The following is a 25,844-nucleotide window of genomic DNA, read 5'->3' on the forward strand; positions in this document are numbered from 1 at the left end:
ATATTCAAGGAAAACGAAGATGGGTTCCATTACTCTTCGCAATGTTTCAAAAGTCTTCGGTGAAGCGAAGGTCATTCCCTCCATCAATCTGGAGATCAACGACGGAGAATTCGTGGTGTTCGTCGGGCCTTCCGGCTGCGGCAAATCCACTCTGCTGCGGCTGATTGCCGGGTTGGAAGATGTCTCCGGCGGTGAGATCATCATCAACGGCCACAATGCGACCGAGCTTGCGCCTGCAAAGCGCGGCTTGGCCATGGTGTTCCAATCCTATGCGCTTTATCCGCATATGAGTGTGCGCTCCAATATTGCGTTTCCGTTGAAAATGGCGGGGGTGGACAAGGCGGAAATCGACCGCAAGGTGTCTGACGCCGCTAAAGTTTTGAACCTCACCGATTACCTGGAGCGCAAGCCGCGCCAGCTTTCCGGTGGACAGCGCCAGCGTGTTGCAATCGGGCGCGCCATCGTGCGCCAGCCAGATGCCTTCCTGTTCGATGAACCGCTTTCCAACCTCGATGCAGCGCTTCGCGTGAACATGCGGCTGGAAATCAGCGAGCTGCACCAGCAGCTGAAGACCACGATGATCTATGTAACCCACGATCAGGTGGAAGCCATGACCATGGCCGACAAGATCGTCGTGCTGAACCGGGGCAATATCGAGCAGGTGGGCTCGCCGCTCGATCTCTACCGCAAACCAGCCAATCTCTTCGTTGCAGGCTTCATCGGTTCACCGCGCATGAACCTGATCGAAGGTGCCTATGCCGAGACGAAGGGTGCCAAAACGGTTGGCATCCGCCCGGAACATATCGGTTTATCGCGTGACAGCGGAACCTGGGAAGGCGTGGTGACCATTGCCGAACATCTGGGCTCCGACACCTTCATGCACATTGAAATTAAAGGCATTGGCACGGTGACGGCGCGTGCGGGGGGTGAATTTGGCGTTCGCCATGGCGACCGCGTCTTCCTCACCCCGGATGAGGCCAAGCTGCATCGCTTCAACGACAAGGGGCTTGCAATGTGAGTGCTCTGGATAGAGCGCGCACTTCATTTCACCGTTCAATTTTCAGGACGTGACATCATGACTGTCAAACTTTCGCTTTCCACGCTGGCAGCTGCCGGTAAAACGGCTACGGTTCCGGGTTATGATCCCGGCAACCTCAAGGCTGGCATCCTTCATTTCGGCGTTGGAAATTTCCATCGCGCCCATCAGGCGATTTATCTGGACGACCTGTTCAATCTCGGCCTTGATCATGAGTGGGGCATTCTAGGCGCCGGTGTGCTGCCGTCCGATCAGGCGATGCGCGACAAGCTCTCCGCTCAGGATTTCCTCACCACTGTCGTGGAGCAGGATAACAACAAAACGGGCGCACGCGTGACCGCGCCCATGGTGGATATTCTGCCGGTGGGGGATGCGGGTGCCATCATTGCGGCGCTGGCTGATCCCGAGATCCGCATTGTGTCGATGACGATTACGGAGGGCGGCTATTTCATTGATGCGGAGGGGCATTTCAACCCGTCCCATCCGGCCATCGTAGCGGATAGCCAGAGCCCAGATCAGCCGAAGACCGTTTTCGGTCTCATCATTGCGGGCCTTAAGGCGCGGCGCGAGAAGGGGCTTCAACCCTTCACCGTCATGTCCTGCGATAATATTCCGGGTAATGGCCATGTGACGGAAAACACGGTCTGCGGTCTGGCGCGGCTTTCCGATCCGGCATTTGCCGAGTGGATTCACGAGAACGTGGCCTTCCCGAATTCCATGGTGGACCGCATTACGCCCGCCACAGGTAAACGCGAGATCGACCTTCTGGCGAATGAATTCGGCATTGACGATAACTGGCCGGTCTTCTGCGAAGAGTTCAAGCAATGGGTAATGGAAGATAACTTTCCCGCCGGTCGCCCGGCGCTGGAAAAGGTGGGCGTTCAGTTCGTGCCGGATGTGGCGCCCTACGAGCTGATGAAGATCCGCATTTTGAACGGCGGTCATGCCGCGATTGCCTATCCGGCAGCGCTGCTCGACATTCACTTTGTTCACGAGGCCATGGAGCATCCGTTGATCCGGGCGTTCCTGGCAAAGCTGGAGCGGGAGGAAATCATCCCCATCGTGCCGCCGGTGCCGGACACCGATCTGGATGCGTATTTCCAACTGATCGAGCGGCGTTTCCTCAATCCGAAGATTGGCGATACCATTCCCCGTCTGGCGCAGGATGGCTCCAACCGCCAGCCTAAATTCATCCTGCCATCGACGGCGGATCGCCTGCGGCAGGGTCAGGACATTGTGGGCCTGTCGCTCGTGTCAGCGCTATGGTGCCGGTACTTTGCCGGAACGAGCGATAGCGGCAAGGAAATCATCTTTAACGATGCGAGTGCCGAAAAACTGCAAGCGGCGGCTTTGAAGGCAAAGGACGATCCGACAGCATTCCTTGCCTTTGACGAGATCTTCGGTGCGGTCTCCGGGTCGGAGCATTTCCGCCAGCGTTTTGCCCATGCGCTCAACACCCTGTGGACGAAGGGTACGGCAGAAACACTTCAGCTCTATCTCGATAACCGCCTCGTGGAGTAGTCTCAAGGCCATGCAACATGCCCAAGAGCCGCTGGTGATTTTCGATTGTGACGGTGTGCTCGTCGATAGCGAGCCACTGTCCGTCCGTGTCCTGATGGATGCGGTTGCGGCTCATGGGGGCACCCTGTCGGAAGCGGAGGCCTATCGGCGGTTTCTGGGGCGCAGCATGGCCACCATGGTCTCCATTCTGGATGAGGATTTCGGTATAGCTGCCGATGCCGCGTTTCTGGAAGGCATGCGGCGCGCGCTCTACCAGCGGTTTGAGGAAGAACTTCAGCCCATCGAGGGCATAGCAAATGCCTTGCAGCAGATGCCGTGGCGCAAATGCGTAGCCTCTTCCAGCCAACCGGAGCGGATACGTCTTTCTCTCAGGCTGACGGGCCTGCAGAATTTTTTCGAACCCCACATCTTCAGCGCCACCATGGTCAAACGTGGCAAGCCGGAGCCGGATCTGTTCCTGCATGCCGCTGCGGAAATGAATGCCGAACCCAGCCAATGCGTGGTGGTCGAAGATAGTCCGGCCGGAATACTCGCCGCCAAAAGGGCAGGTATGCGCGTGTTTGCCTTCACCGGGGGCTCCCATGCGGACCGCGAGGAGTATCGCGAAGAGGTTGCAGCACTTTCACCAGACGTCATATTTGACGACATGGACAAATTGCTCCACCTTGTGGCTGAAAGTCTGGGAGTGGATGCGCCCTGATCGTGCCTCATGCGGGTCACTCAGGGGAGCATCGAGGGGATGGGAAACACAGCCTGATGCGTCAGTATCTGGTGGCGGTCGACATTGGCACGACCAGCGCGCGCGCAGGTGTTTTTGACAGCCAAGGCCGTATGCTGGCCAAGGCCCAGCACCCTATTCAAATGCGCCGGTCTGTGCCGGATTATGCCGAACACGATTCCGAAGATATATGGCAGGCAACCTGTTCTTCCGTGCGTGCGGCCTTGGGCGAGGCGGGCGTGCGCGGACAAGAGGTAGCGGGCATTGGCTTTGATGCGACCTGTTCGCTTGTCGTGCGTGACCGAGATCATCGGCCACTGGCTGTCTCCGCAGAAGGTGAGCCCCGCTTCGATACCATCGTCTGGCTCGATCATCGCGCTGTCGCGCAAGCAGAAGAAATTAGCGCATCTGGCCATCGGATTTTAAGTTATGCGGGTGGGTCCATCTCCCCGGAGATGCAGATCCCGAAGCTCATGTGGCTGAAGCGCAACCTGCCGCAGCAATGGTCGAAGGCCGGGCTTTTTCTTGATCTCGCCGATTTCCTCACCTGGCGATCAACGGGATCGACCGCACGCTCCCGCTGCACGTTGACGGCGAAGTGGAATTATCTCGCCCATGAAGCCTGCGGCTGGGACGACAGCTATCTTCGCCTTGCCGGGCTGGAGGATTTGCTGGAGCGCGGTGGTTTACCGCAAGAGACGGTGGCGCCGGGCGACGCGGTTGGAACGCTGACTTTGGAGGCGGCGCAAGCGCTTGGCTTGACCACGGATTGCGTCGTTGCCGCTGGTCTTATCGATGCCTATGCCGGAACACTCGGCCTTCTCGCGCCGGATCTCGGTTGTTCTGAGGTCGAGCAGAACCTTGCGCTGATCGGCGGCACCTCCAGTTGTCTTGTTGCTCTCTCGCGCAAGCCACAAGGAGGGCATTCTCTCTGGGGGCCTTATTTCGAGGCCATTTTGAAAGATCATTGGTTAGTGGAAGGAAGCCAATCGGCCACCGGCGCGCTTCTCGACCATGTGGTGCGAATGCATGCGGTGGGTGGCGAGCCGACGAAAAAGCTGCATCAGGCCATCATTGACCGGATTGGTGTGCTGAGAGCCGCCGAAGGGAAGTGCTTCGGGGCGGGGCTGCATATTTTGCCTGATTTCCACGGAAACCGTTCCCCGCTGGCAGATCCGCGCGCGCGCGGCGTTATCAGCGGCCTGACGCTGGACGCGTCCTTCGATGGGCTATGCCGCATATACTGGCGCACATGCGTGGCGCTTGTCCTCGGCATCCGGCATATCCTGGAGCGGATGGAAGAATCGGGCTACCGCTTCGAGCGGCTTTATGCAGGCGGCGGCCATCTCAACAATCCGCTCCTGGTGGAGCTTTATGCCGATGTGACGGGGCGTAGCGTCCTTCTTCCCCAGACGCCCGATGCAGTCTTGCTCGGTTCTGCCATGGCAGCGGCTGTTGCCAGCGGTCGCCATCCAGATATGGCCGAGGCCGGAAGGCTGATGGATCAGGGTTCGACCGTAAAACTGCCGGATGCAAAACGGCAGGAAGCGTATGAGCGCGATTACCAACGTTTTCTTCTGATGCACCGCCATCGCGCCGAACTTGAAGCCTTGTGATGGCTCGCACGCTCGCTGCTGCTTGTTCATGACAAGCTCACCACCTACATCGGTGAGGAACAGGGAGCGTTTCTCACATGATCCTCGAAGCAGCCCGTCTTTCGCTGTTGAACCTTTTTGCCCCGGAAACACGATCCGTATTCTGGAAAGTTTTGGGGCTGACCCTTGTCGTGCTGATGGGGCTATGGTTTGCGCTGCGCGAAGTGTTCTTCCTCTATATCTGGCCATATTTGGCGCAATGGATGCCGACAGTTCCGGACTGGGCAGGGTGGCTGACCTTCATTTTTGCTATCTTGGCGGGGATCGGATTGGCGCTTGCGCTTGCCCTTCTCATTGCGCCAGTGACCGCTCTGATCGCAGGTCTTTTTCTGGATGACGTGGCGGAGGTGGTGGAGCGCCGGGATTATGCCACCGATCCCCCGGGCATGGCTTTGCCTCTGGGGCAGGCGCTTGTGGAGTCGGCGAAATTCCTGGGTGTTGTTATCATCGGCAACATCATCGCGCTCTTCCTGCTGTTCGTGCCGGGCGTCAACATCGTCGCCTTCTTTCTGGTCAACGGCTATCTACTGGGCCGGGAATTCTTTGAATTTGCCGCCATGCGCTTTCGCCCAGCCGCCGAGGCCAAAGCCTTTCGCGAGAAGCATCGCGGAACCGTGTTTCTTGGCGGTCTGCTGATTGCCGGTTTCCTCGCCATCCCCTTCCTCAACCTGCTAACGCCGCTGTTTGCGGCGGGTATGATGGTGCATCTGCATAAGGCCGTCAGCCGCAAGGACCCGTCATTCGCTCTCGCTCAGAGCAGCCGCCCCAATCATCTGCGCGGGTAGCTCTACAAGCGGGGCAGGAATGTCGTTTGTCTTGGCGGGATAGCGACAGAGATCTGCGATCACGCAAATCTCGCATTCCGGCTTGCGGGCCTTGCAGGTGTAGCGCCCGTGCAAGATCAGCCAATGGTGGGCGTGAAAGAGATATTGCTTCGGAATAACCCGAACGAGATTATCTTCCACTGCATCCGGGTTGGCGCCGGGCGCGAGCTTGATGCGATTGGCGATGCGGAAAACATGCGTATCGACCGCAAGGGTGGGGATGCCAAAAGCCATCGACATCACGACATTGGCTGTCTTGCGCCCCACGCCTGGCAGGCGCATCAGCTCTTCACGGGTTTGCGGAACCTCACCGCCGAAATCATTGAGCAGCATTCTGCACAAGGCAATAACGTTCTTTGCCTTGTTGCGATAGAGCCCGATGGTCTTGATGTGCTCGATCACCCCTTCTTCGCCCAGCGCCAGCATCTTGGCCGGAGTATCGGCGATCTGGAAGAGTTTGCGGGTGGCACGATTGACGCCCACATCGGTTGCCTGCGCCGAAAGCGCAACGGCCACCACCAGGGTGAAGGGATTGACGTGCTCCAGCTCTCCCTTGGGCTCCGGCCTCTGCACAGAGAAGCGGCGGAAGATCTCTTCCAGCTCAACCTTGTTATAGGCGGTGCGGGCATGTCTGCGGCTTCTCGCTGCGCCATTTGACTTTTGTGAAGTTTGCATGTGGGATTGAGTCTTCGAAGTTGCCATATGGCTTGTATCGCAAGGCAGAGGATGGAAGGCAACGTGGACGCTTGTGAAGAGCAACCGGTTTTTGCAGCCGAGCTGACCCCCTATCGCTCACTGGGGCGAAAGGGGTTTCGTATACTTCTCCTGATCAGCGGGGGCATCTGCATGCTTCATGCCGCCTTTTTTCTGGCGACAGGCGCATGGCCCATCGGTCTGTTCTTCGGGCTGGATTTCCTGCTTCTCTGGGGAGCCTTCGTGTTGAACTATCGCTCCGGTCGGGCGCGGGAGGAGGTGACCGTCTCCCGCACGCATGTTTCGGTGCGGAAGTTCTCGCCTGCGGGGCAGGTGGTGGAACACCGCTTCAACTCCTTCTGGGCCCGCTTCCGCGTCAAGCGTCATCAGGAATTCGGCATTACCTCCATGCATGTGACAGGGGAGGGGCGGCATACGGATATTGGCTCTTTCCTCAATCCTGATGATCGGGAAAGCTTTGCCAAGGCGTTTCGCGCCGCTCTCGCAACGGTGAAGCAGCGACTTTGACGCAAGAAACGGGTGGCATGGGACAGCGTGCCGTGGTCTTCTCACGCCAAGATGAGGATTGAACCATGAATGCCCTGCAACCCGTGCCAGACCGCCAGATCGATATCACGCCAACCGGCGAGGATTATCAGATCGTCAAGCAGGTGATCGAACTGATCACCCTTGATTACCGCGAGCAGCCCTCGCTGGAAAAGATTGCCGCGGAACTTGGCCAGTCGCCGACACAATTGCAGAAGGTGTTCACTCGCTGGGCGGGGCTTTCCCCAAAAGCCTTTCTACAGGCGGTGACACTGGATCACGCCAAGCGGCTTCTGGGCCACGAGCAATTGCCGCTTCTTGAAGCTTCGTTTGAGGTCGGTCTTTCCGGGCCGGGGCGCTTGCATGATCTGTTCGTGACCCACGAAGCCATGAGCCCTGGCGAGTGGAAAGCGCGGGGCGGCGGCTTGACCATGCGTTACGGGTTTCATCCCTCTCCCTTCGGGCTGGCTTTGGTGATGGTGACGGATCGCGGGCTGGCGGGCCTTGCCTTTGCAGATGATGAGGGCGGGCGGGATGCCTGTTTCGAGGATATGGCGCGGCGTTGGCCGAATGCCCAATATGTCGAAGACCGGGAAGCGACGGCTCCCTTTATCGGCAGAATATTTGACCCAAGACGCTGGTCATCCGAGGAGCCTCTGCGCGTCGTGCTGATCGGTTCGGATTTTCAGGTTCGCGTATGGCAAAGCCTGCTAAAAATACCCTTTGGCAAGGCGGTGACCTATTCGGATGTCGCTTGCGATATCGGCCAGCCGAAGGCTAGCCGTGCCGTGGGTGCTGCCATTGGGCGCAACCCCATTTCCTTCGTTGTGCCCTGCCACCGCGCACTCGGCAAAAGTGGTGCTCTCACCGGCTATCATTGGGGCCTGACGCGCAAGCGGGCCATTCTTGGATGGGAGGCGGGCAAGGGGTGAGATAGAGCCTCGCCGGCTCTATCTCGGTCATGTTCTGGTTCAGACGCCGATGGCAATGAACGCGAAGTTACGGTTGGTGCGATTGCCGCTATTGTCACCCGTAATCGCGGTTGCTCCGTTCTTGTTCAGGAACGGGAATACGACGTTGTCGGCAGTTTTCTGGCCGATATCACCCCAGCGAACCTGAGATGCAACAATCGCAGGCGTGGTGGTGAAGTCGTCATTGAACTGGATCATATAAACGCCGTTATCAGTCCGTGTGATAGCAAAATCGCCGCTGCCGGAATGGATAGAGCCATCAGCATTAACGTTGCCCCAGATAATACGCTGTGTCATTTTAAAACCCTTTGGTGTAAAAGTTACTTTAAACAACCTGGGATTATTCATTTGGCATGCTTTGGCGCAAGCACGAATTGCTGTTTTGAGACAAATCTCAATGTAGGTTGATAATTTTTTATCGCAACCCGTTTTGGTTGCGTAGCGTGCCGGGGCCTATGCTAAAGCCAACAACGCCTTTGCCGCGCTTTCATCTGTAATCAGTGTATTGCAGCCGATGCGGCGAATGGTGGCGCGAATGGCCTTGGCGCGATGTGCGCCACCGGAGGAAAGCACGATGTGCTTTGCCTTCTTCAACGTATCGAGATCGACGGACATGACACGCTGATTGATCGGATGTTCGATGGAGCGTCCTGCTTCATCGAGGAAATTGAACATGGTGTCGCAGACGCATCCGGCGTCCACCAGTTCCTGCAGGGTCTCGCGCGATATGAATCCCTCCGAGAGGGAGGTCGAATGCGGGCCGATATCGCCGCAGGAAACAATCGCGAGGTCCAGGCGCTCCGCCAGATCATAGAGGGTTTTGAGGCCGCACTTTTCGATGAGAGCCTGCTTCGTTTCGGTGGAATCGACCAGAAGCGGGGCGAGAAACATGTAGCATTCCGCACCCAACTGGCTCGCAAGCCGCCAGGTGTAATCAATGGGATTGGTCTGGTGGACGGCGACGATGCCGCCAAGCAGGGAGACGACCTTGCAGTTTTCCCGCCGGGGAGAGCGGAAGCCGGAGAGCGAAGCTGTCATGGTTCGGCCCCAGCCGACGCCAATCGTCATGTCATTGGTAATGACTTCGGTCAGGAATTGGCCAAGCGCAAGCCCCACGGCTTTGGCCAAGGAATCGGCATCCTGCTTTGCGGGCGCCGGAACAACAACTGCCTCATCCAGACCGTAAGCCTGTTCAAGCTTCACCGCCAGCGCCACGCAATCATCCACGCCCTCGCTGATCCAGATCTGCACTTCCGAGCGCTTGACCGCTTCATCCAGCATGCGGATGACGGTTGAGCGGCTGACGCCCAGCCTGTCTGCCACATCTTTCTGCGTCAGGCCCTGATTGTAATAGAGCCAAGCTGCCCGAAGCCTCTGTGATGCGGCTTCCGAATAGGCAATGTGCGTTTCGCGTTTCAATCGGGCCAAGGGATCTGCCGGTTGCTGGAGGTTTATAGTGGTTGCAACTATCCCTGCGGATGAAACAAATGTCAAATCCGATCAGCAAATGTCTTGACTTTTTGCCTTGAGCGCGCAGATATTGAGGTGAAGGGAAATGCTTCCCATAGCTATTCATAAGGCAAGGAACATCGGATGGCGTCCAAACTTGAACAACTCCGTTCCATGACCACGGTGGTCGCCGATACGGGCGATATCGAGGCAGTGGCGCGTCTTAAGCCGGTGGATTGCACCACCAACCCGACAATCGTTCTGAAGGCACTGGGCACGCCGATCTTTGCAGATAAGGTCAAGGAAGCCGTTGTCTGGGGCAAGAGCCAGAACGGTTCTTCCGAGGCTGTCGTGGCTGCGGTTGCTGATCGTCTCGCCATTTCCGTCGGTGCAGCACTCGCCGAACTCGTGCCGGGTCGCGTTTCCACCGAAGTGGATGCAGATCTCTCCTTCGATACGGAAGCCTCCATTGCCAAGGCACGCGGTATCATCGCAGCCTATAAGGAGCGTGGTATTGAGAAGGATCGCATTCTCATCAAGCTCGCTTCCACCTGGGAAGGCATCAAGGCTGCCGAAGTGCTGCAGAAGGAAGGCATTGATTGCAACCTGACGCTTCTCTTCTCCAAGGCTCAGGCGATTGCCTGCGCGGATGCCAAGGCATTTCTGATTTCGCCTTTCGTGGGCCGCATTCTGGATTGGTACAAGAAATCGACCGGCCAGGACTATACGGCGGAAACCGATCCGGGCGTGGTCTCCGTTCGCCAGATCTACAACTACTACAAGGCCAATGGCATCAAGACGATTGTCATGGGTGCATCCTTCCGTAACGCCGGCGAAATTGAAGCTCTGGCCGGTTGCGATCGCCTGACCATCAGTCCGGCATTGCTGGATGAGTTGGACAAGGCGGAAGGCACGCTGGAGCGCAAGCTTTCGCCGGACAACATCACGGAAGATCCGTTCCAGCCAATCGACGAGAAGACATTCCGTTGGATGCTGAACGAGGATGCCATGGCGACCGAAAAGCTATCGGAAGGCATTCGCCTCTTTGCCAAGGATCTGCTGGCACTGCGCGATATCGTGAAGAAGGAATTGGCAGCCTAAGCTTCCTCACAGGCAAAACATTGTACGGCCCGGTTTTCGACCGGGCCGTTTGTGCTTTAGGCAGGTCGATGCGCCCGGATCGACGTCTTCACAAAGGTTGCGATGAAGACCAGGCTCATCAGCAATACAATGGTGGGGGCAGGGGCGCTGTCGATGAAGAAACTTGCGTAGATGCCCACGAATGAACAGCCGACGGCAATTGCAATGGCTGTGACCAGCATGGCGTGGAAGCGGCGTGCCATCAGATAAGCAATAGTGCCCGGGCCGACGAGAAAGGCAACGGCCAGGATAATGCCGACAGCCGTCAGCGCCCCCACCACGGTAAGAGACAGAACCGCCAGCAGCCCGTAATGCAGGAGCCTGACCGGCAGGCCAATGGCCTGCGCATGTTGCGCATCGAAAGCGTGCAGCAGCAGATCCTTGCGCAAAATACCAAGGAAGAGAGTGGCTGCGAGTGCAATCAGCCCGGATTGAATAAGATCAGCGGGGGCGATGCCCAGCATGTCTCCAAACAGAATGTGGTCGAGGTGAACATCGCTCTGCACCGCGACATACATCGTCAGGCCCAGCCCGAACATGCCGGAAAAGACGATGCCGAGCACCGTATCTTCCTTGATGCGGCTGTTTTCCTTGATGAAGCCGGTGCCTATCGCGCACACCAAGCCAGCTGCGAAGGCGCCAATCGCGAGCGGAATGGAGAGGATGTAAGCGAGGACCACGCCCGGCAGAACGGCATGGGACACAGCATCGCCCATCAGTGACCAACCCTTGAGGACGAGGAAGCAGGATAGCATTGCCATCGGTACCGAGATCATCAGCGTGACGAGAAATGCGTTCTGCATGAAAGGAAGCTGGAAGGGCAGAATTGCCAATTGCAGGATTTCGCTCATGCCAGCCTCCCGGCAATTTCTCGGTTCCGGCGGCGTCTGGCTGCCAGCACACCGTGCTTGGGCGCAAAGACAAAAGTGATCAGGAATATGAGCGTCTGTAACACCACGATCACCCCACCTGTCGCGCCATTGAGAAAGTAGCTGGCATAGGCGCCAATAAAGCTGGTGACCGCGCCAATGGTGGCGGCAAGAGCAATCAGGCGGCCAAAGCGATCCGTCAGCAGATAAGCAGTCGCACCAGGGGTCACCACCATTGCAACGACGAGGAATGCGCCCACGGTTTGCAGGGCGGCGACCGTGGAAGCGGCGAGAAGGGTGAAGAACAGCACCTTCAATGCATCCGGCTTCAGGCCGATGGTGCGGGCATGGTTCTCATCGAAGAAAGCCACCATGAGATCCTTCCATTTCAGCGCCAGAATAGCAAGGCTGATGCCGCCGATCAGGATCAGCTGTAATTTATCCTCGGCGGTGATGGCGAGAATATTCCCCAGAACGATGGTCTGTATGTTCACGGAGGTGGGCGAGAGCGACACCATGAACAGGCCAAGGCCAAAGAAGGATGTGAAGATGAGGCCGATAATGGCGTCTTCCTTCAGCCGGGTACGCTGGTTGAGGAAGAGCATGGCACCGGCAGCAAGCCCGCCGGACAGGAAGGCGCCCAGCGCAAAGGGAAGACCCAGCATATAGGCCCCGGCAACGCCCGGCACGATGGCATGGGAAAGCGCATCGCCGATGAGGGACCAGCCTTTCAACATCAGATAGGCAGACAGGAAGCCGCAGACACAGCCCACCAGGGCGCTGACCCAGATGGCATCGCGCATGTAGCCGTAGGTGAATGGCTCAATGAGTGTCTGGAACACTGTGAGCCTCCTGACGGCGCTCTGTGGTTCTCTCCACACGCGTCGCATCCGCGCCATAGGTCACATAGGGGCGCTCATCATCCGTGATGACCCTGATACGCCGACGGTCATCGTCATCGTGCAGGTCCGGGCCGCCCAGAATGAAATGGCGCAGAACGCCGCCAAACGCCTTTTCCAGATTCTCTTCGTTGAACACATCGGCCGTGCGGCCTTCAGCAATCACAGTGCCTTTGACGAAAACGGTGCGGTCGCAAAAATCGGGCACGCTGCCGAGGTTATGAGTCGAGACCAGCATGATCCGTCCCTCATCCCGAAGCGCTTTCAAAAGCGCTACGATCTGCTCTTCCGTGGTGACGTCGACGCCGGTGAAGGGCTCATCCAGCAGGATGATCTGCCCCTCCTGCGCCAAAGCGCGCGCGAGAAACACCCGCTTGCGCTGCCCGCCCGACAATTCACCGATCTGGCGCTTGCGGAAGGCTTCCATATTCACCCGGCGCAGCGCTTCCGTTACCATGGCGTGATCGCGGCGGGACGGGATGCGCAGAAAATTCATGTGCCCATAGCGGCCCATCATCACCACATCTTCCACCAGTACGGGAAAATTCCAGTCCACCTCTTCCGCCTGCGGAACATAGGCTACCAGATTGCGGCGCAGCGCCTGCCGCGCGGGCATGCCCAGAAGTTCCACCTTGCCGGAGGACAGTGGAACGAAGCCCATGATGGCCTTGAAAAGCGTGGATTTGCCAGCGCCATTCACACCCACCAGAGCGGTGATGCTGCCTTTCGGAACCGCAAAGCTTGCCGTGCTGAGGGCAACATGGCCGTTGCGATAGGCAACGGTGACATTGTCGACGGAAAGTCCTGCGTGATGGCGCGTGGATTTGCCCATTCTCATGACGCCAATCCCTTGGCAATGGTGCCGGTTGTGACCTTCAACAGATCGAGATAGGTGGGTACGGGACCGTCGGCTTCGCTCAGGGAATCGACATACAGCACCCCGCCATAGGCAGCGCCGGTTTCCTTCGCCACCTGTTTTGCCGGATCGGCAGAAACCGTGCTTTCCGAAAAGACGACGCTGATGCGGTTTGCCCGAACTGCATCGATTACGGCCTTCACCTGTTGCGGCGTTCCCTGGCTATCGGCATTGACGGGCCAGAGATAAAGCTCCTTCAAGCCAAAATCGCGGGCGAGATAGGAAAAGGCTCCCTCGCTGGTCACGAGCCAGCGGTGATTTTCCGGAAGTTTGGCAAGCGCATCGCGCATGGGCTGCACCGTCGCGCGGATCTTGTCGCTATAGGTCTTGGCATTGGCGTTGTAGGTTTCAGCATTGGCAGGATCGACGGCGACCAGCGCTTTGCGGATATTTTCCACATAGATCAGCCCGTTCTCCGGCGACATCCAGGCATGCGGATTGGGCTTTCCCTGATAGGCTCCGCCTGCAATGGCCATGGGTTCAACGCCTTCGGAGACTGTCACGCTTGGCACTTTGCCGAGATTGACGAGGAACTTGTCGAACCATTGCTCAAGATTGAGCCCGTTGCGCAAGACGAGCGTGGCATTGCGGGCGCGCAGGATATCGCGCGGTGTGGGCTGGTAGTTGTGGATCTCCGCACCAGGCTTGGTGATGCTTTCCACATCGGCAGCATCGCCCGCAACATTGCGTGCCATATCGGCAATGACAGTGAAGGTGGTGACGACTTTCGGCTTTTCCGCCGCCTGAGACAGGGCTGGAGTGAGCGACAGGATTGCCGCGGCAGCGATGACAAGATCTCGAAAAAGCACAGGACGACTTCCTTATTGCAATTCATTCTCAATACAATGTAGCGCCCTGATGCAGAGTGTCAATGCTATTGCAAATCATTTGCAACAAAGGGGGTGAAACCCTCTATTTCAGGGGGTGCTACCGGCCTTTGGAGGCTTCCATCGCGCGGAAAGGTGGAAACCGCCTGTGCATATTAAAGCTTCTTCAAGAGTAATGTCGCAGGATGTGTCGTCTCGAGAATAAGTGCTGTGTTTATGGGAGTTATGGATGCCGGAGTTCCGGTCGTGAAAGGCTTGAAGCTGCGGCTTTCACGAACTCTCATCCTTGTTATCGGGGGCGTGCTTCTGGTTGGCGGAAGCGGCGCAGCGGCACTTTACATCGGCTCAGACCGGCTTCTCGGCCCCTCCTACGAAAGCATAAACGGGCTGGAATGCACGACACTTCAGGAAATGAAGCTGAATCGCGACCAGCGCACCTGGGTGCGACGTTATGTCTTCACGTCCGGGGGGGATGGGCCAGCCAGGCTGCGCACCGCCGTGCGTGTGGCGAAAGCCGTGCAGAAATCCGCCAAGGCGGACCTGATCCAGATTACGGTCCTCGACAAATCCGGCCCGACACAGCGAGCGGCCATGCGCGGACGCGCTATAGGCGCTCAGGTTGTCTATATTCCAGATACCAGCAAGGCACCTGATCCCAACGACCCCGTCTATTCGGCCTTCTACATCGAAGGGACGGCGAGCAACGGGGAATTTTTCGGCCTGCGTATCTCACCGCCGGTTGAAGATATCGAAAAAATTGCCGCCGAGCTGACCGATGGCGCAGATTGCATTTCTCCCGTGGTCGAGACGGAGGAGAGCGGCAAGTCTGGCTCCGGCGAGCATGGCAAGACATCCGGCCATGAGAGCAAAACGGACGAGAAGAAGGGCAAGGGTGACGCTTCTGAGCAGGGTGGTGGGCACGATAGCCCCGCTGCAGATGCCGGGCATGGCAAGGCTGCGCCAGCCGAAGGGCATGGTGGTGAAGCCGGTACGGAGGATGGCAAGAGCGAGGGCCTCGTCAGTTCCATCAGCACGATGATCTTTGGCAAGAAGAGCGAGGCCGTCGCTGCACAGCCGCCGCATCCTGAAGCGCAGGGCGAGGAGAAAATGCTGGCAGACCACCAGTCGCCAAGCCCTGAACATACAGCAGCCGCAGAGCCCGCCGGTCTGGTTGACCGGATCAAGGCCATGATGTTCGGAAAGGACAAGCCGGAGGTGGTGGAGAAGCAACCGTCACCGGCGCCTGTCGGGCAAGGTGCGGCTAAGCCTGATGCGCAGGCCAGCCACGACGCCAGCCACGACGGGATCGATCCCATGAAGGTGGCAGCTCCGACTGATGCCTCAGCCAAGGGTTCCGAAAAGTCGGGACACTGACGTCAGCCACACTCTTTCAGAACCGCTCTCAAGCGCATTGAGCAAAACTGGCAGTCTCGGTGAGCGGCTTCAGGCAGATACCGGCGTGCCGGAAGCAATGACCGAAACCGAAAGGTCGCGCATGCATTGAAGGGCTGAGACCGGTAGCCTCAACCCTTCAAGATCGATTGCGGAGTCTGGAAAACCCGGTGGGGTCTCAAGCTATCATCCCGTCCGCAGCGGCTTCAGAACGTGAAGGCCACTCGCACGTTGACATTGTAGCCTTCCGAGCGGTTGCGGGCGCCGAATTCCTGATAGGCGTGCAGACCGATGGCGGGCATTCCCGGTTCGTTATAGGTAATCGCAGGACCTGCAGCAAAAACGCGACCGCGATTGCCGGACGTCAGGTTCGGGGCGCTGTCATCAGTGATCTGCTGATAGGCATAGCCGCCAATGCCAACGGTCCAGGGACCGAAGTGTTGGCCAAGGGCAAATTCATTCTTGAAGCCGACACCGCTGGTATAGCGTGTGGTAGGGTTGCGGGTGTTGAAATTCAGCTCGTTGCGCATCGAGATTTCGAAACCGCTATCGCTGATATAGGTGAAGGATACGACCGGAGCGATGGCCCAATGGTTGACGCCGGGCGTGAAGGCCTCACGCGTGTTAAATTCGCCCGTTGGCGCCTGCACCTGAAGCGTTGCGTTGACGAACCAGTTCTTGGTCAGATCCCATTGGAGAATGATGGGATAAATCTGGATGTCCCCAATGCCACCGGATTCGTTGGCCAGGTTCAGCAGGCCGGTGGGTGTGGCAGCTGTGACATTGCCGCCGATATTCAAGAAGGGAATGCTCGCGGCGAAGCCGTAATTGGCTCCGAAGAGCTGGGCCTCGAACATTTTGACATAGGTCAGGCTGATGGATTTGACCGTGAGATCGAAGTTGTTGTCGACCTTGTCGCCTCTTCCGTCGCGGGTCATATCCGCATGATAATAGCTGCCGGAAATCGCAAAAGTGCCATAGGGCGTTGGCGGCGGGCTCTGACCTGCACCAAAATCGCCGATGCCGAAAGGTGTGATGGTCGAGCCGTTTTCATCGGCCAGAGCGATGCCTGCGCTCAGCATGCAGAGAAGCAAGGAGGCAGTGCCCCCCCCATGCGGCGTGCAATATTGCCATAATTCATGAATGAGTTCCCCGTTGTCGTCCCGTAAATGGCGGAAACTTAGGATCGACTGGTAACGAGGCGTTATCCAATTTCGGCACGCGATGTCAGTTTATGGCGTTTTTGTGTCGCTGACGGCAGGCCATGGTTTCAGACGGCAGCTCGCCGAAGAACAGCTTGTATTCCTGAGTGAAACGGCTCCAGTGCCAGAAGCCCCACCGTGCTGCTATGTCTCCGATGGAGGTGCGTGCATCCGGTATGACAGAGAGAATGTCCTTGCGCGCGCCGTTCAGGCGCATGGCCCGAAGGATCTGCATGGGGCTTTGCCCGAAGGTGCTTTGAAAACAGTTTTGAAGATGGCGTCGACTGATCGACATCTGCCGACAGAGTTTCTCTATGTCCAGGGGCTCGGACGTGTCCTGCATGATCTGGCCTCTTGCGGCATCGGCAATCAGCTTGTGCGGCGTAACCTGCAACCCGTGCAATGTGCACCGTTCATCCAGGGCGGACAAAAACGCCTCGGCCACGCGCAATTCGATGTCTTGCTCAAAATCGAAGCCGTTCCGTCCCTCCGACTCGCGGTTGGCGCTCTGCCATATCTGCTTCAGGTGGGCAAACAGCAGTGCGACATTTTCGGAAGGTATGGTCAGGGCGTTCGTGCCTTCCACCTGCTGCAGCATTTCGCGGGTTCGCAGACTTGAGGCCAGGTCCAGTAGCCAGGCGCGGTTCATCACCAGACACAGGACGTCGAGATCGGGGGGGAGCGACGATGTCAGGAAATATTTCGCCGCTGGCGAGAATGAGCTTGCGGTCATCCAGACGCTGCCCTGCCGCTGTGGCCATGCCATGAACGCGCAAAGGCAGGTTCAGGATCAGATTGTCCTTATTGCCCGCGCCGGTCTTGCAGACGGACCGGTTGCAGTATTCCCTGAACAGCGCGAGTTTTTGAAAGCGTAACTCCAGCAAGCTGCCGAAGAACGGGCCGGGCGATAGTTGTATATAATCCTGCGGCCAAGCCCTGAATGCATATCCCAGCTGGGCGGCGTCCCCGCTGGCAAAATGGACGAATTTCCCCTGTGCCTCCAGCACATCTCCCTGCGTCAACACGTTCTCCTCCGCGTCTTTCGTCATAGAGAGACACAGAGCATAAAACTTGCCAAGCACCGCCCGGTAGTGGGCGTCATTTAATTTTCTGAATGTAAGCGTGAGTCGTGTTTCGCAATACTATGAAGTATTTCGAATATACCGGCTATATCCTGCCTGCAGGAAGGCAGGAGATCAGGCCCCTGCCTTCTGTCTGCTGGTCAATCCGCCTTGTTGCGGCGCGCCGGGAACAGGATGACGTCGCGGATCGATGGTGCGTTGGTGAGCAGCATGATCAGGCGATCGACACCGATGCCGAGGCCGCCAGCGGGCGGCATGCCCTGGTCGATGGCATCGAGGAATTCGTCGTCCAGCTGTTTGTCCTTCTCGCCGCGGGCATGGGCCTGTTCCAGCTGCTCTTCCATGCGGCGGCGCTGTTCTTCCGGGTCGTTGAGCTCGGAAAACGCATTGCCCACTTCCCAGGCATTGCAATAGGTTTCGAAACGCTCCACGAGGCGCGGCTCGCCCGGAACCTCCTTGGCAAAGGGCGAAATATCCTTCGGGAAATGCGTCACATGGCTTGGCTGGATCAGCGTGCCTTCCACCTTTTCCTCAAAGATGAAGGCAAGGCACTCGCCCCAGGTCCAGTCTTTCTCGACTTCGAAACCGGCGGCCTTGGCGGCAGCACGTGCTTCCTCATCGGTCTTGATTGCGAGGAAATCGATGCCCGTTGCTTCCTTGACGGCATCTGGCATCGGTACGCGCTTGAACGGACCCTTGAACGACAGCACCTTGTCACCGAAGGTCACGTCCGTCGTGCCGTGGATGCTGTTGGCCAGATATTCGAACAGACGCTCGACGAGCGCCATCATGTCCTCGTAATCGGCATAGGCCCAGTAGCACTCCATCATGGTGAATTCAGGGTTGTGCCGGGTAGAAACGCCTTCATTGCGGAAGTTTCGGTTGATCTCGAACACCTTGTCCGAAAGGCCGGAAACCAGCGTGCGCTTGAGGAAGAGTTCCGGCGCGATGCGCAGGTACATGTCCATCTTCAGCGTGTTGTGGAAGGTCTTGAACGGATCGGCCGTTGCGCCGCCGTAAACGGTCTGCAGCATCGGGGTTTCGACTTCGAGGAAGCCTTCGCTCTCCAGGAAGCGGCGGAAACCGGACACGATCTTCGAACGCTGCTGGAAGCGCAGTTTGCTCTCGTCATTCGTCATGATGTCGAGGTGACGCTTGCGGTAGCGAAGCTCGATGTCGGAGACGCCGTGCCATTTTTCCGGCATCGGCAGCAGCGACTTCGTTAGCATGGTGATCTCTTGCGCGTTGATCGTCAGTTCGCCGCGCTTGGTGCGGCGGACAACGCCCGTCACCCCAATGATATCGCCAATGTCGATCATCGACAGCATGTCGCGGGCAGCTTCCGGCGTCGTATCCTTATGGCTGAAGATCTGCACCTTGCCGGAGGCATCGCGAATGTCCATGAACATGCCGGAATTGCGCGAGGAGTAGACGCGGCCGGCGACCGTTACCACGTCCTGCGTCTCGACATCGGCTTCGAGGCCTTCGTATTTTTCCGCCAGTTCCGCATTGGTCATCGTGCGGTGGAAATGGGCCGGATAGACGTCGCCAATCTTGTCGCGCAGCATCGCCAGTTTCTGGCGGCGCACTTCCGTGGCGTCGGAGGAGAGGGCGGTTTCGGTCTTCTGTTCGGTCATCGTCTGTCGCCTTTTCGGCTGTGCTTGTTTCGTTTACCGGCTCGACTGGCCCCTCTTCGGGAGGGGCCGGAGCAATGCGGCAGGGGGATTGTCTCAGCTTCCGCTGCCAACCATGGAAGCCACCACGGTTGCGGCAATCTTCAGGCGCTGGCGCACCACCGAGCGGCCGAGGAGCGCCATGGAATCAAACAGAGGCAGGGAGCGCTGGCTGCCCGACATGGCAATGAAGAGCGGCGGCGTGACCACGCGAAGCTTCTTGCCCAGCTTGTCCGCCACGGAACGCAGTTCCTGATCAATGCTCTCAACCGTCCATTCCGCCATCTTTTCGAAATCGGCCTGAACGGTGTTGATGATTTCCAGCGTCTCGGCGGGCGAGGTCTTCAGGCCGCCGAATGAGGCGGGCGTCAGGCCCACATCATTGGCCAGCAGGAAGCCCGCCAGATTGGGAAGCTCGCCGAGCTTGGAAATGCGGCTCTGTGCCAGTTTCAGACCTTCCGTCAGGCGGTCGTTTTCGCTCGCCCATTCGAAGGTGCGGGCGAGGAATTCTTCCGGCGTCAGCTTCTCGCGCAGCCAGCGGCCATTCAGCCAGTCCAGCTTCTGGATGTCGAAGATGGCGCCCGCCTTGGAGAGATTGTCCGGGTCGAACTGTTCCGCCAGTTCTTCCATCGTCAAAAGCTCTTCGCCTTCCGCGATCTGGATGAAGAAGAGGCCGAGGAAGTTCATCAGCGCTTCCGGCAGATAGCCGAGTGCCGAATAATAGGAGATCGATGTCGGGTTCTTACGCTTGGACAGCTTGGACTTGTCGGCGTTGCGCATCAGCGAAAGATGCATGAACTTCGGCTCCTGCCAGCCGAAATAACGGTACAGCAGAATGTGCTTCGGCACGGAGGCCAGCCATTCTTCGCCGCGCGCCACATGCGTGATTTTCATCAGATGGTCATCGATCACATTGGCCATGTGATAGGTCGGCATGCCATCGGCCTTCATCAGCACCTGCATGTCCACAGACGACCACGGAATGGAAACATCGCCATAGACGCCATCGTTGAATTCGCAGGCACCTTCTGTCGGGATCTTCATGCGCACGACATGAGGCTCGCCAGCAGCCACGCGGGCGCTGACTTCTTCTGCCTTCAAGTTGAGGCAGTGACCGTCATAGCCGGGCGGTTTTCCGGCAGCGCGCTGCTCTTCACGCATTTTCTCCAGCCGTTCCGGGGTGCAGAAACAGCGGAAGGCGTGACCCTTTTCCAGAAGCTCATCGGCATAGGGCTGGTACATGGCCTTGCGATCGGACTGGCGGTAGGGCCCGTAAGGTCCGCCCACATCCGGGCCTTCCTTCCAGTCAAGACCCGCCCAGCGCAGGGCATCCAGCACCTTCTGCTCGAACTCCGGCGTGGAGCGCGTGGCATCGGTATCCTCGATACGCAGGATGAACTCGCCGCCCATCTTCTTGGCGAAGAGATAGTTGAAGAGCGCGATGTAAACCGTGCCGACATGCGGCTCGCCGGTCGGAGAAGGTGCGATACGGACGCGGACGCCGGAAGTGCTCATGAGGACCTGCTCGAACTTGGATAATGGCGCGCCCAGGGGCGCAGCTCTGATGATCGGATTGGCTGGCCTTAGCGCATATTCCGGCGCAAGCGTCAAGATTTTTAGGTTTGCAGCGCGTTATTGCACCGGCCAGAACCACATGAGCGCAGGCACGCTGACGAGGACGATCAAGATGGACAGCGGTAAACCCAGGCGCGGATAGTCCGAGAAACGATAGCCGCCAGGCCCCATCACGAGTGTATTGCACTGGTGCCCGACGGGGGTGAGGAAATCCGAACCGGCGCCAATCGCAACTGCCATCAGGAAGGCTTCCGGGCGGTAATTCAGCGTCGTGGCGAAGCTCACCGCAATCGGTCCCATCACCAGCACGGTTGCGGCATTGTTGAGGAAGGGCGTCACCGCCATGGCGGTGATCATGATCAGCGCGATGGCACCGTACGGCGGCAAAACGTGAGCCACCTGACCAAGCCAGCCGGCAATCAACTCGCTGCCGCCAGAGGTGCGCAAGGAATCCGATACCGGGATCAGGGCGCCGAGCATGACGAGGATCGGGCCATCCACCGATTTGTAGAGATCCGTCAGTGGAACGGCCTTGAAGACGGCCATTCCAAGCGCCGCGGCGAAGAAGGCAACGGCGACCGGCGCATAACCGAGTGCGGTGGCGATCATGGCAAGGGCAAGGATCATGATCGGGATCAGCGCCCGACGCTCCGTTCCCAGCATGACCTCCTGCTGGGCCAGAGGCAGAAGCGCAAGATCCTGCAGGACGCCGGGAAGCGTCGTGCGGGCACCTTGCAAGACGATGACATCGCCTTCGCGCAAGACGAGATCGCTCAGGCGGTCGCGCACTCGCTCTCCCCGCCTGCTGACAGCCAGAATGTTGACCCCGCGCGTATAGGACAGGGCCATGCCGCGTGCGGTCAGGCCCTCCAGCGTCGATTGCCGGGAAATCACTGCTTCGATGGAGATGAGGTCTTGCTGCACACCCTTGCTGCTGTTCAGCTCCTTGCCGGAAAGCCGAAGCTTGGCGCCGGAAATCACGCGCTCCAGCGCCGAAGAACGGCCCTCCAGAAGCACCGAGTCATCTTCGCGCAGGATGAGATCCGGAAAGGGCGACATACGCACCGAACCGCGAAGAACGGCCGTGGCCACCACCTCGCCATCGCCGAGTTTCAGAAGTTCGGCAAGCGGTTTTCCCATCATCTGGCTCTGGCCGGTCACAACCGCCTCGGAGGCGTAATTGGATATCTCCACCGCTTCCTCGATGCTGTTGTTCTGCTTTGTCCGCTCAGGAACCAGCCAGTAGAAGAACATCAGGAATGTCACGCCCACGATGGTGAGGAGCCCACCAACCGGGGTGAAATCGAACATGGTGAAGGAGGTTCCCGTCATCTCGGCGCGCAGGCGTGACACGACGATGTTCGGTGAGGTTCCGATCTGCGTCATCAGCCCGCCAAGAAGTGCTGAGAAGGCCATGGGCATGAGATAGCGGGAGGGCGATATGCCCGAGCGGCGGGCGAACTGGAAGGCGACCGGCATCATGATTGCGAGCGCGCCGATATTCTTGATGAAGGCAGAGAGCACAGCCACCACGATCATCAACAGGGCCATCTGGGCGCGAAGCGATGTCAGGTTGGGGAAGAATTTCTTGATGGCAAGATCGACAATGCCTGAGCGGGCAACGCCTGCACTGACAACCAGCGCGCTGCCCACGATGATGACGATGTCATCCGAAAAGCCGGAGAAGGCGTGCTCTGCCGGTACCACGCCGAGGGCAACGGCTGCGACCAGTGCGCAGCAGGCCACCACGTCGTAGCGAAAGCGGTCCCATATGAAGACCGCCATCATACCTGCAATCACGGTGAAAGAGAGTATTTGCTCTGTGGTCATGCCGCTCCGCAAGGGCCGTTGGCGGCAGGAGGTGCCACCGAATGAGGATCCTGCCGCGAAGCCGGTTGGGGATTCGCGGCAGGTCGTTCACACCAATACAATGGCAGTCTCAAAGTTCCAACTGGCTGCGTGCAGCTGGCGTCAACCGCCGTGCTGACGTTTGCGCTGGCGGGCATTGCGCGCAAACATGTTGAGAAGCTCCACCAGCGCGGAAAAGGCCATGGCTGCATAGATGTAGCCCTTGGGCACGTGGAAGCCCATGCCTTCGGCAATCAGCGTGGTGCCGATCATCAGCAGGAAGGCGAGCGCCAGCATGACGATTGTCGGGTTCTTCTCGATGAAGTTTGCAAGCGGTGTTGCGGCAACCAGCATCACGGTGACGGCTGCGATGACGGCAATCACCATGATCGGCAAATGCGGCGTCATGCCGACGGCGGTGATGATGCTGTCGACGGAGAAGACGAGATCGAGCAGAAGGATCTGGCCGATGGCCGAGCCGAAGCTCATGGCTGTGGCTTTGCCAACCATGTCTTCCTTGTGATCGATCGGATCGACGCTGTGGTGGATTTCCTTGGTTGCCTTCCAGACGAGGAAGAGACCACCGGCGATGAGGATGAGATCCTTCCAGGAGAAGGCGTGGCCGAAGAGTTCGAAGAGCGGGTTGGTCAGCTGCACGATCCAGGCGACGGTGCCCAGCAGGCCAAGGCGCATGATCAGGGCAAGGCCGATACCGATCTTGCGAGCCTTCTCCCGGTTTTCCGGCGGAAGCTTGTTGGTGAGGATCGAGATGAAAATGAGATTGTCGATACCGAGAACGACTTCCATGACCACAAGTGTGACCAGAGCGACCCAGGCGGCTGGATCTTGAACAAGGACCATAATGTCTTGCATGAACGGGTTTCCTCTGCGCCGAGATGTTGAGCGGCGAACCAATGGCAGGATTTCGGCAACGTAACTAGGCCGTCATCGTGCAAGCTGCAATGGCGGGCGTCGTTCTAGCGTCAAAAACTATTGCTTTGCGCCGTAGGCTGCCATGAAAACGCGCACGGCACTGGAAATGATGCGATCCAGTTCCTCTGCCGGAGGCTGCGCCTTCAGGTCCCCGAACAGTCGCAGCTTGAAGAAGCTTCCGGTGCTGAGATCCATGAAGTGCCGTGCAGCCAGCGTCACATCCTCCACATTCAGGCGGCCGGCATCGCGGTGCAGCCTGATGAAGGTTTCCAGAACCGTACGCACATTCAGGCTGTCTGTGTTGAAAAAGCGGCTGGAAAGGCTCGGCATACGGTGGACGACGCCAATCATGGTGCGCATTGCAGACACGATGTCCTCGTCCGTCACCCGCAGCGCAAAGGCATAGCCGAAGCGGTAGAGGCCATCTTCCACTTCCGTCGCGTCGTCCAGCACATCCTGCATGGAGCGCGCCAGCCGACCGCGTTCGCGTTCCATGATGGCGGCAAAGAGGTCGTCCTTGCCGTTGAAATAGACATAGATGGTTCCCTTGGAGACTGCAGCCTCCCGCGTGATGTCATTCATGCTGGCCGCATCAAAGCCCACCGTCAGGAACACCCGCTTTGCGCCATCCAGGATCTGTTCCCGTTTTGCCGGATCCTCTCCCGCGGCAAAGCGGCCCGCCTGAGGCAGGTTTTCACAGGGCGTGTCTGTCTTGTCCGTCATATGCGAACCTGTTTTTTAACCTTTTCGAACCGAGCGGTTCGATTACACTTGTAATGTCTCACGGATCGGATTAGGTCAACATCAAATGAACCGATCGGTTCGATTGGTTGTCTTCCAGCTGCGGTGATATCAATGACCTCACCTTCCAATTCGGGTTCGCTCCGCGTAGTGCCCCAAGACGCGGAAAACAAGGATAAGAACGACGCTTCGCGTCCCGGCTCTCCCGGTGTCGAGAAACCTGCCGACGCGCCCGTTGCGGATGCGCAGCATCTCGAAGGCGACGGCAAGAAAAAGAAGCGCAGCCCCGTGCTTCCCATTCTTGTTCTCGCAGTGCTGGGGGGCGCTGCATGGTATGGCTATAACTGGTGGACGGACGGCCGGTTCCTGGTGTCGACGGACGATGCCTATATCGAGGGCGACATCGCGGTCATTTCTCCCAAGGTTTCCGGCTACATCCAGAAGGTGAACGTGGTTGAGAACCAGGCGGTGAAGGCGGGCGATCCGCTGGTGACGCTGGATCAGGGCGATTACCAGCTGGTCCTCCAAAAGGCGCAGTCCAACGTGCAGAGCGCCAAGCTTGCGGTTGCGCGCATCGACGCCCAGATTGGCGGCGGCGAGGCGAGCCTTGCCCAGGCGCAAGCACAGCTTGGTGCCCTTCAGGCAGCGCTGCGCGGCGCCGAGATTACCCAGAAGCGGGCGGCGGAACTGGCTGCCAAGAATGTCGGAACCACCGCAGACCTCGACAATGCGCAGGTTGCGCTCGATCAGGCTCAGGCCAACCTCAAGGCTGGTGAGGCGGCGGTTACATCCGCCAAGGCCAATATCGCGCTGTTGAAGGCGCAACGTGCGGAAGCGGTCAACACGGTCGATCTCCAGCAGCTGGCCGTCGATCAGGCGAAGCGGGATCTCGATTTCACCGTTCTGAAAGCGCCTTACGACGGCACGATCGGCAATCTCTCCATGCAGACGGGGGATTTCGTGACCGCTGGCAAGCGGCTGGCATCTCTCGTGCCGCTCAATGCGCTTTACGTGAATGCGAATTTCAAGGAAACGCAGATCGGCCACATCGTGCCGGGCTCCAAGGTGCGGTTGCATGTGGACGCCTTCGATGACCAGCCGATTGAAGGCGTAGTTCAATCCGTTTCGCCCGCTTCGGGTGCGGTTTTCTCGCTGCTGCCGCCGGAAAATGCCACGGGCAATTTCACCAAGGTGGTGCAGCGTGTTCCGGTTCGCATTTCCATCCCTCAGGATGCCCTGGCAACTGGGCGTCTGCGTGCAGGGCTCAGCATCATTGCCGATGTCGATACACGCACCGCGCCGGATGCGAAGTAGGAAATTTGCTCTTCGGGTGC

24 protein-coding genes are annotated in these 25,844 nt (G+C 58.4%); 10 read left to right on the forward strand and 14 right to left on the reverse strand.

The features are described 5' to 3' along the window. The first annotated feature begins 19 nt into the window (after positions 1 to 19). From ACFSE1_RS15245 to ACFSE1_RS15265, 5 genes are all read left to right on the forward strand, one after another. Entirely contained in the window at positions 20 to 1,018 is a 999-nt protein-coding gene (locus ACFSE1_RS15245; RefSeq protein ID WP_377403119.1) for an ABC transporter ATP-binding protein, read from the forward strand. Between the two features lie 57 nt (positions 1,019 to 1,075). After that, entirely contained in the window at positions 1,076 to 2,557 is a 1,482-nt protein-coding gene (locus tag ACFSE1_RS15250; RefSeq protein ID WP_377403121.1) for a mannitol dehydrogenase family protein, read from the forward strand. Between the two features lie 10 nt (positions 2,558 to 2,567). Next, the gene (locus ACFSE1_RS15255) at positions 2,568 to 3,257 is read left to right on the forward strand and encodes an HAD family hydrolase (protein WP_377403123.1); all 690 of its coding nucleotides are present in this window, start codon (positions 2,568 to 2,570) and stop codon (positions 3,255 to 3,257) included. A gap of 56 nt (positions 3,258 to 3,313) precedes the next feature. Beyond that, a complete protein-coding gene (locus ACFSE1_RS15260) occupies positions 3,314 to 4,891 on the forward strand; it encodes an FGGY-family carbohydrate kinase (protein ID WP_377403125.1) in 1,578 nt (525 codons plus the stop codon). Positions 4,892 to 4,968: 77 nt separating this feature from the next. Then, positions 4,969 to 5,715, forward strand: a complete 747-nt coding sequence (locus ACFSE1_RS15265; RefSeq protein WP_377403127.1) for a sulfate transporter family protein — start codon at positions 4,969 to 4,971, stop codon at positions 5,713 to 5,715. Here ACFSE1_RS15265 and nth read toward each other — a convergent pair. Then, positions 5,668 to 6,456 (reverse strand): endonuclease III, encoded by a 789-nt coding sequence (nth, locus tag ACFSE1_RS15270; protein WP_377403129.1) that lies wholly within the window; start codon positions 6,454 to 6,456, stop codon positions 5,668 to 5,670. The two genes, ACFSE1_RS15265 and nth, sit on opposite strands and share 48 nt — an antisense overlap. Before the next feature lie 24 nt (positions 6,457 to 6,480). Here nth and ACFSE1_RS15275 point away from each other — a divergent pair, with 24 nt between their 5' ends. Further along, positions 6,481 to 6,975 carry a DUF2244 domain-containing protein gene (locus ACFSE1_RS15275; protein ID WP_377403327.1) on the forward strand — a complete coding sequence of 165 codons (495 nt, stop codon included), beginning with the start codon at positions 6,481 to 6,483 and terminating at the stop codon, positions 6,973 to 6,975. Positions 6,976 to 7,040: 65 nt separating this feature from the next. Beyond that, positions 7,041 to 7,925 (forward strand): methylated-DNA--[protein]-cysteine S-methyltransferase, encoded by an 885-nt coding sequence (locus tag ACFSE1_RS15280; protein WP_377403131.1) that lies wholly within the window; start codon positions 7,041 to 7,043, stop codon positions 7,923 to 7,925. 39 nt (positions 7,926 to 7,964) lie between these two features. Here the strand turns inward: ACFSE1_RS15280 and ACFSE1_RS15285 are convergent, their stop codons facing one another. Next, positions 7,965 to 8,261: a hypothetical protein gene (locus ACFSE1_RS15285; protein ID WP_377403133.1), complete on the reverse strand. Its 297-nt coding sequence runs from the start codon at positions 8,259 to 8,261 to the stop codon at positions 7,965 to 7,967. A gap of 156 nt (positions 8,262 to 8,417) precedes the next feature. Next, entirely contained in the window at positions 8,418 to 9,392 is a 975-nt protein-coding gene (locus tag ACFSE1_RS15290) for a sugar-binding transcriptional regulator (RefSeq protein WP_377403135.1), read from the reverse strand. Positions 9,393 to 9,557: 165 nt separating this feature from the next. On the opposite strand from ACFSE1_RS15290, the gene tal reads away from it, so the two are divergent. Continuing rightward, the gene (gene tal, locus ACFSE1_RS15295) at positions 9,558 to 10,514 is read left to right on the forward strand and encodes a transaldolase (RefSeq protein ID WP_377403137.1); all 957 of its coding nucleotides are present in this window, start codon (positions 9,558 to 9,560) and stop codon (positions 10,512 to 10,514) included. Between the two features lie 56 nt (positions 10,515 to 10,570). Here the strand turns inward: tal and ACFSE1_RS15300 are convergent, their stop codons facing one another. The 4 genes from ACFSE1_RS15300 to ACFSE1_RS15315 are packed head-to-tail and all read right to left on the reverse strand — an operon-like array spanning position 10,571 to position 14,025. Next, entirely contained in the window at positions 10,571 to 11,404 is an 834-nt protein-coding gene (locus ACFSE1_RS15300) for a metal ABC transporter permease (protein ID WP_377403139.1), read from the reverse strand. Then, positions 11,401 to 12,225, reverse strand: a complete 825-nt coding sequence (locus tag ACFSE1_RS15305; RefSeq protein ID WP_377403329.1) for a metal ABC transporter permease — start codon at positions 12,223 to 12,225, stop codon at positions 11,401 to 11,403. The genes ACFSE1_RS15300 and ACFSE1_RS15305 overlap by 4 nt, the downstream gene beginning before the upstream one ends. Before the next feature lie 19 nt (positions 12,226 to 12,244). Next, positions 12,245 to 13,159: a manganese/iron ABC transporter ATP-binding protein gene (locus ACFSE1_RS15310; protein ID WP_377403141.1), complete on the reverse strand. Its 915-nt coding sequence runs from the start codon at positions 13,157 to 13,159 to the stop codon at positions 12,245 to 12,247. Further along, positions 13,156 to 14,025, reverse strand: a complete 870-nt coding sequence (locus ACFSE1_RS15315) for a metal ABC transporter substrate-binding protein (RefSeq protein WP_377403331.1) — start codon at positions 14,023 to 14,025, stop codon at positions 13,156 to 13,158. Before ACFSE1_RS15315 ends, ACFSE1_RS15310 begins: the two co-directional genes overlap by 4 nt. Before the next feature lie 285 nt (positions 14,026 to 14,310). On the opposite strand from ACFSE1_RS15315, the gene ACFSE1_RS15320 reads away from it, so the two are divergent. Beyond that, positions 14,311 to 15,438: an ICP22 family protein gene (locus tag ACFSE1_RS15320; RefSeq protein ID WP_377403143.1), complete on the forward strand. Its 1,128-nt coding sequence runs from the start codon at positions 14,311 to 14,313 to the stop codon at positions 15,436 to 15,438. A gap of 224 nt (positions 15,439 to 15,662) precedes the next feature. Here the strand turns inward: ACFSE1_RS15320 and ACFSE1_RS15325 are convergent, their stop codons facing one another. The 7 genes from ACFSE1_RS15325 to ACFSE1_RS15355 form a co-directional block, all read right to left on the reverse strand. Further along, entirely contained in the window at positions 15,663 to 16,538 is an 876-nt protein-coding gene (locus tag ACFSE1_RS15325; protein ID WP_377403145.1) for a SphA family protein, read from the reverse strand. Between the two features lie 145 nt (positions 16,539 to 16,683). Continuing rightward, positions 16,684 to 17,391: a helix-turn-helix domain-containing protein gene (locus tag ACFSE1_RS15330; protein WP_377403147.1), complete on the reverse strand. Its 708-nt coding sequence runs from the start codon at positions 17,389 to 17,391 to the stop codon at positions 16,684 to 16,686. 489 nt (positions 17,392 to 17,880) lie between these two features. Continuing rightward, positions 17,881 to 19,377, reverse strand: coding sequence for a lysine--tRNA ligase (gene lysS, locus ACFSE1_RS15335; protein ID WP_377403149.1), 1,497 nt, complete (start codon positions 19,375 to 19,377; stop codon positions 17,881 to 17,883). A 93-nt stretch (positions 19,378 to 19,470) separates the two neighbouring features. Continuing rightward, the gene (gltX, locus tag ACFSE1_RS15340; RefSeq protein WP_377403151.1) at positions 19,471 to 20,928 is read right to left on the reverse strand and encodes a glutamate--tRNA ligase; all 1,458 of its coding nucleotides are present in this window, start codon (positions 20,926 to 20,928) and stop codon (positions 19,471 to 19,473) included. 117 nt (positions 20,929 to 21,045) lie between these two features. Next, positions 21,046 to 22,818, reverse strand: coding sequence for an SLC13 family permease (locus ACFSE1_RS15345; RefSeq protein ID WP_377403153.1), 1,773 nt, complete (start codon positions 22,816 to 22,818; stop codon positions 21,046 to 21,048). A gap of 141 nt (positions 22,819 to 22,959) precedes the next feature. Then, a complete protein-coding gene (locus tag ACFSE1_RS15350; RefSeq protein WP_377403155.1) occupies positions 22,960 to 23,709 on the reverse strand; it encodes a TerC family protein in 750 nt (249 codons plus the stop codon). Positions 23,710 to 23,826: 117 nt separating this feature from the next. Then, positions 23,827 to 24,492, reverse strand: a complete 666-nt coding sequence (locus ACFSE1_RS15355; protein ID WP_377403157.1) for a TetR/AcrR family transcriptional regulator — start codon at positions 24,490 to 24,492, stop codon at positions 23,827 to 23,829. A 132-nt stretch (positions 24,493 to 24,624) separates the two neighbouring features. On the opposite strand from ACFSE1_RS15355, the gene ACFSE1_RS15360 reads away from it, so the two are divergent. Continuing rightward, a complete protein-coding gene (locus ACFSE1_RS15360) occupies positions 24,625 to 25,824 on the forward strand; it encodes an HlyD family secretion protein (protein ID WP_377403159.1) in 1,200 nt (399 codons plus the stop codon). Positions 25,825 to 25,844: the final 20 nt, after the last annotated feature.

It is taken from the genome of Affinirhizobium helianthi (assembly GCF_042680945.1).
GTDB classification, from domain to species: Bacteria; Pseudomonadota; Alphaproteobacteria; order Rhizobiales; family Rhizobiaceae; genus Neorhizobium; species Neorhizobium helianthi.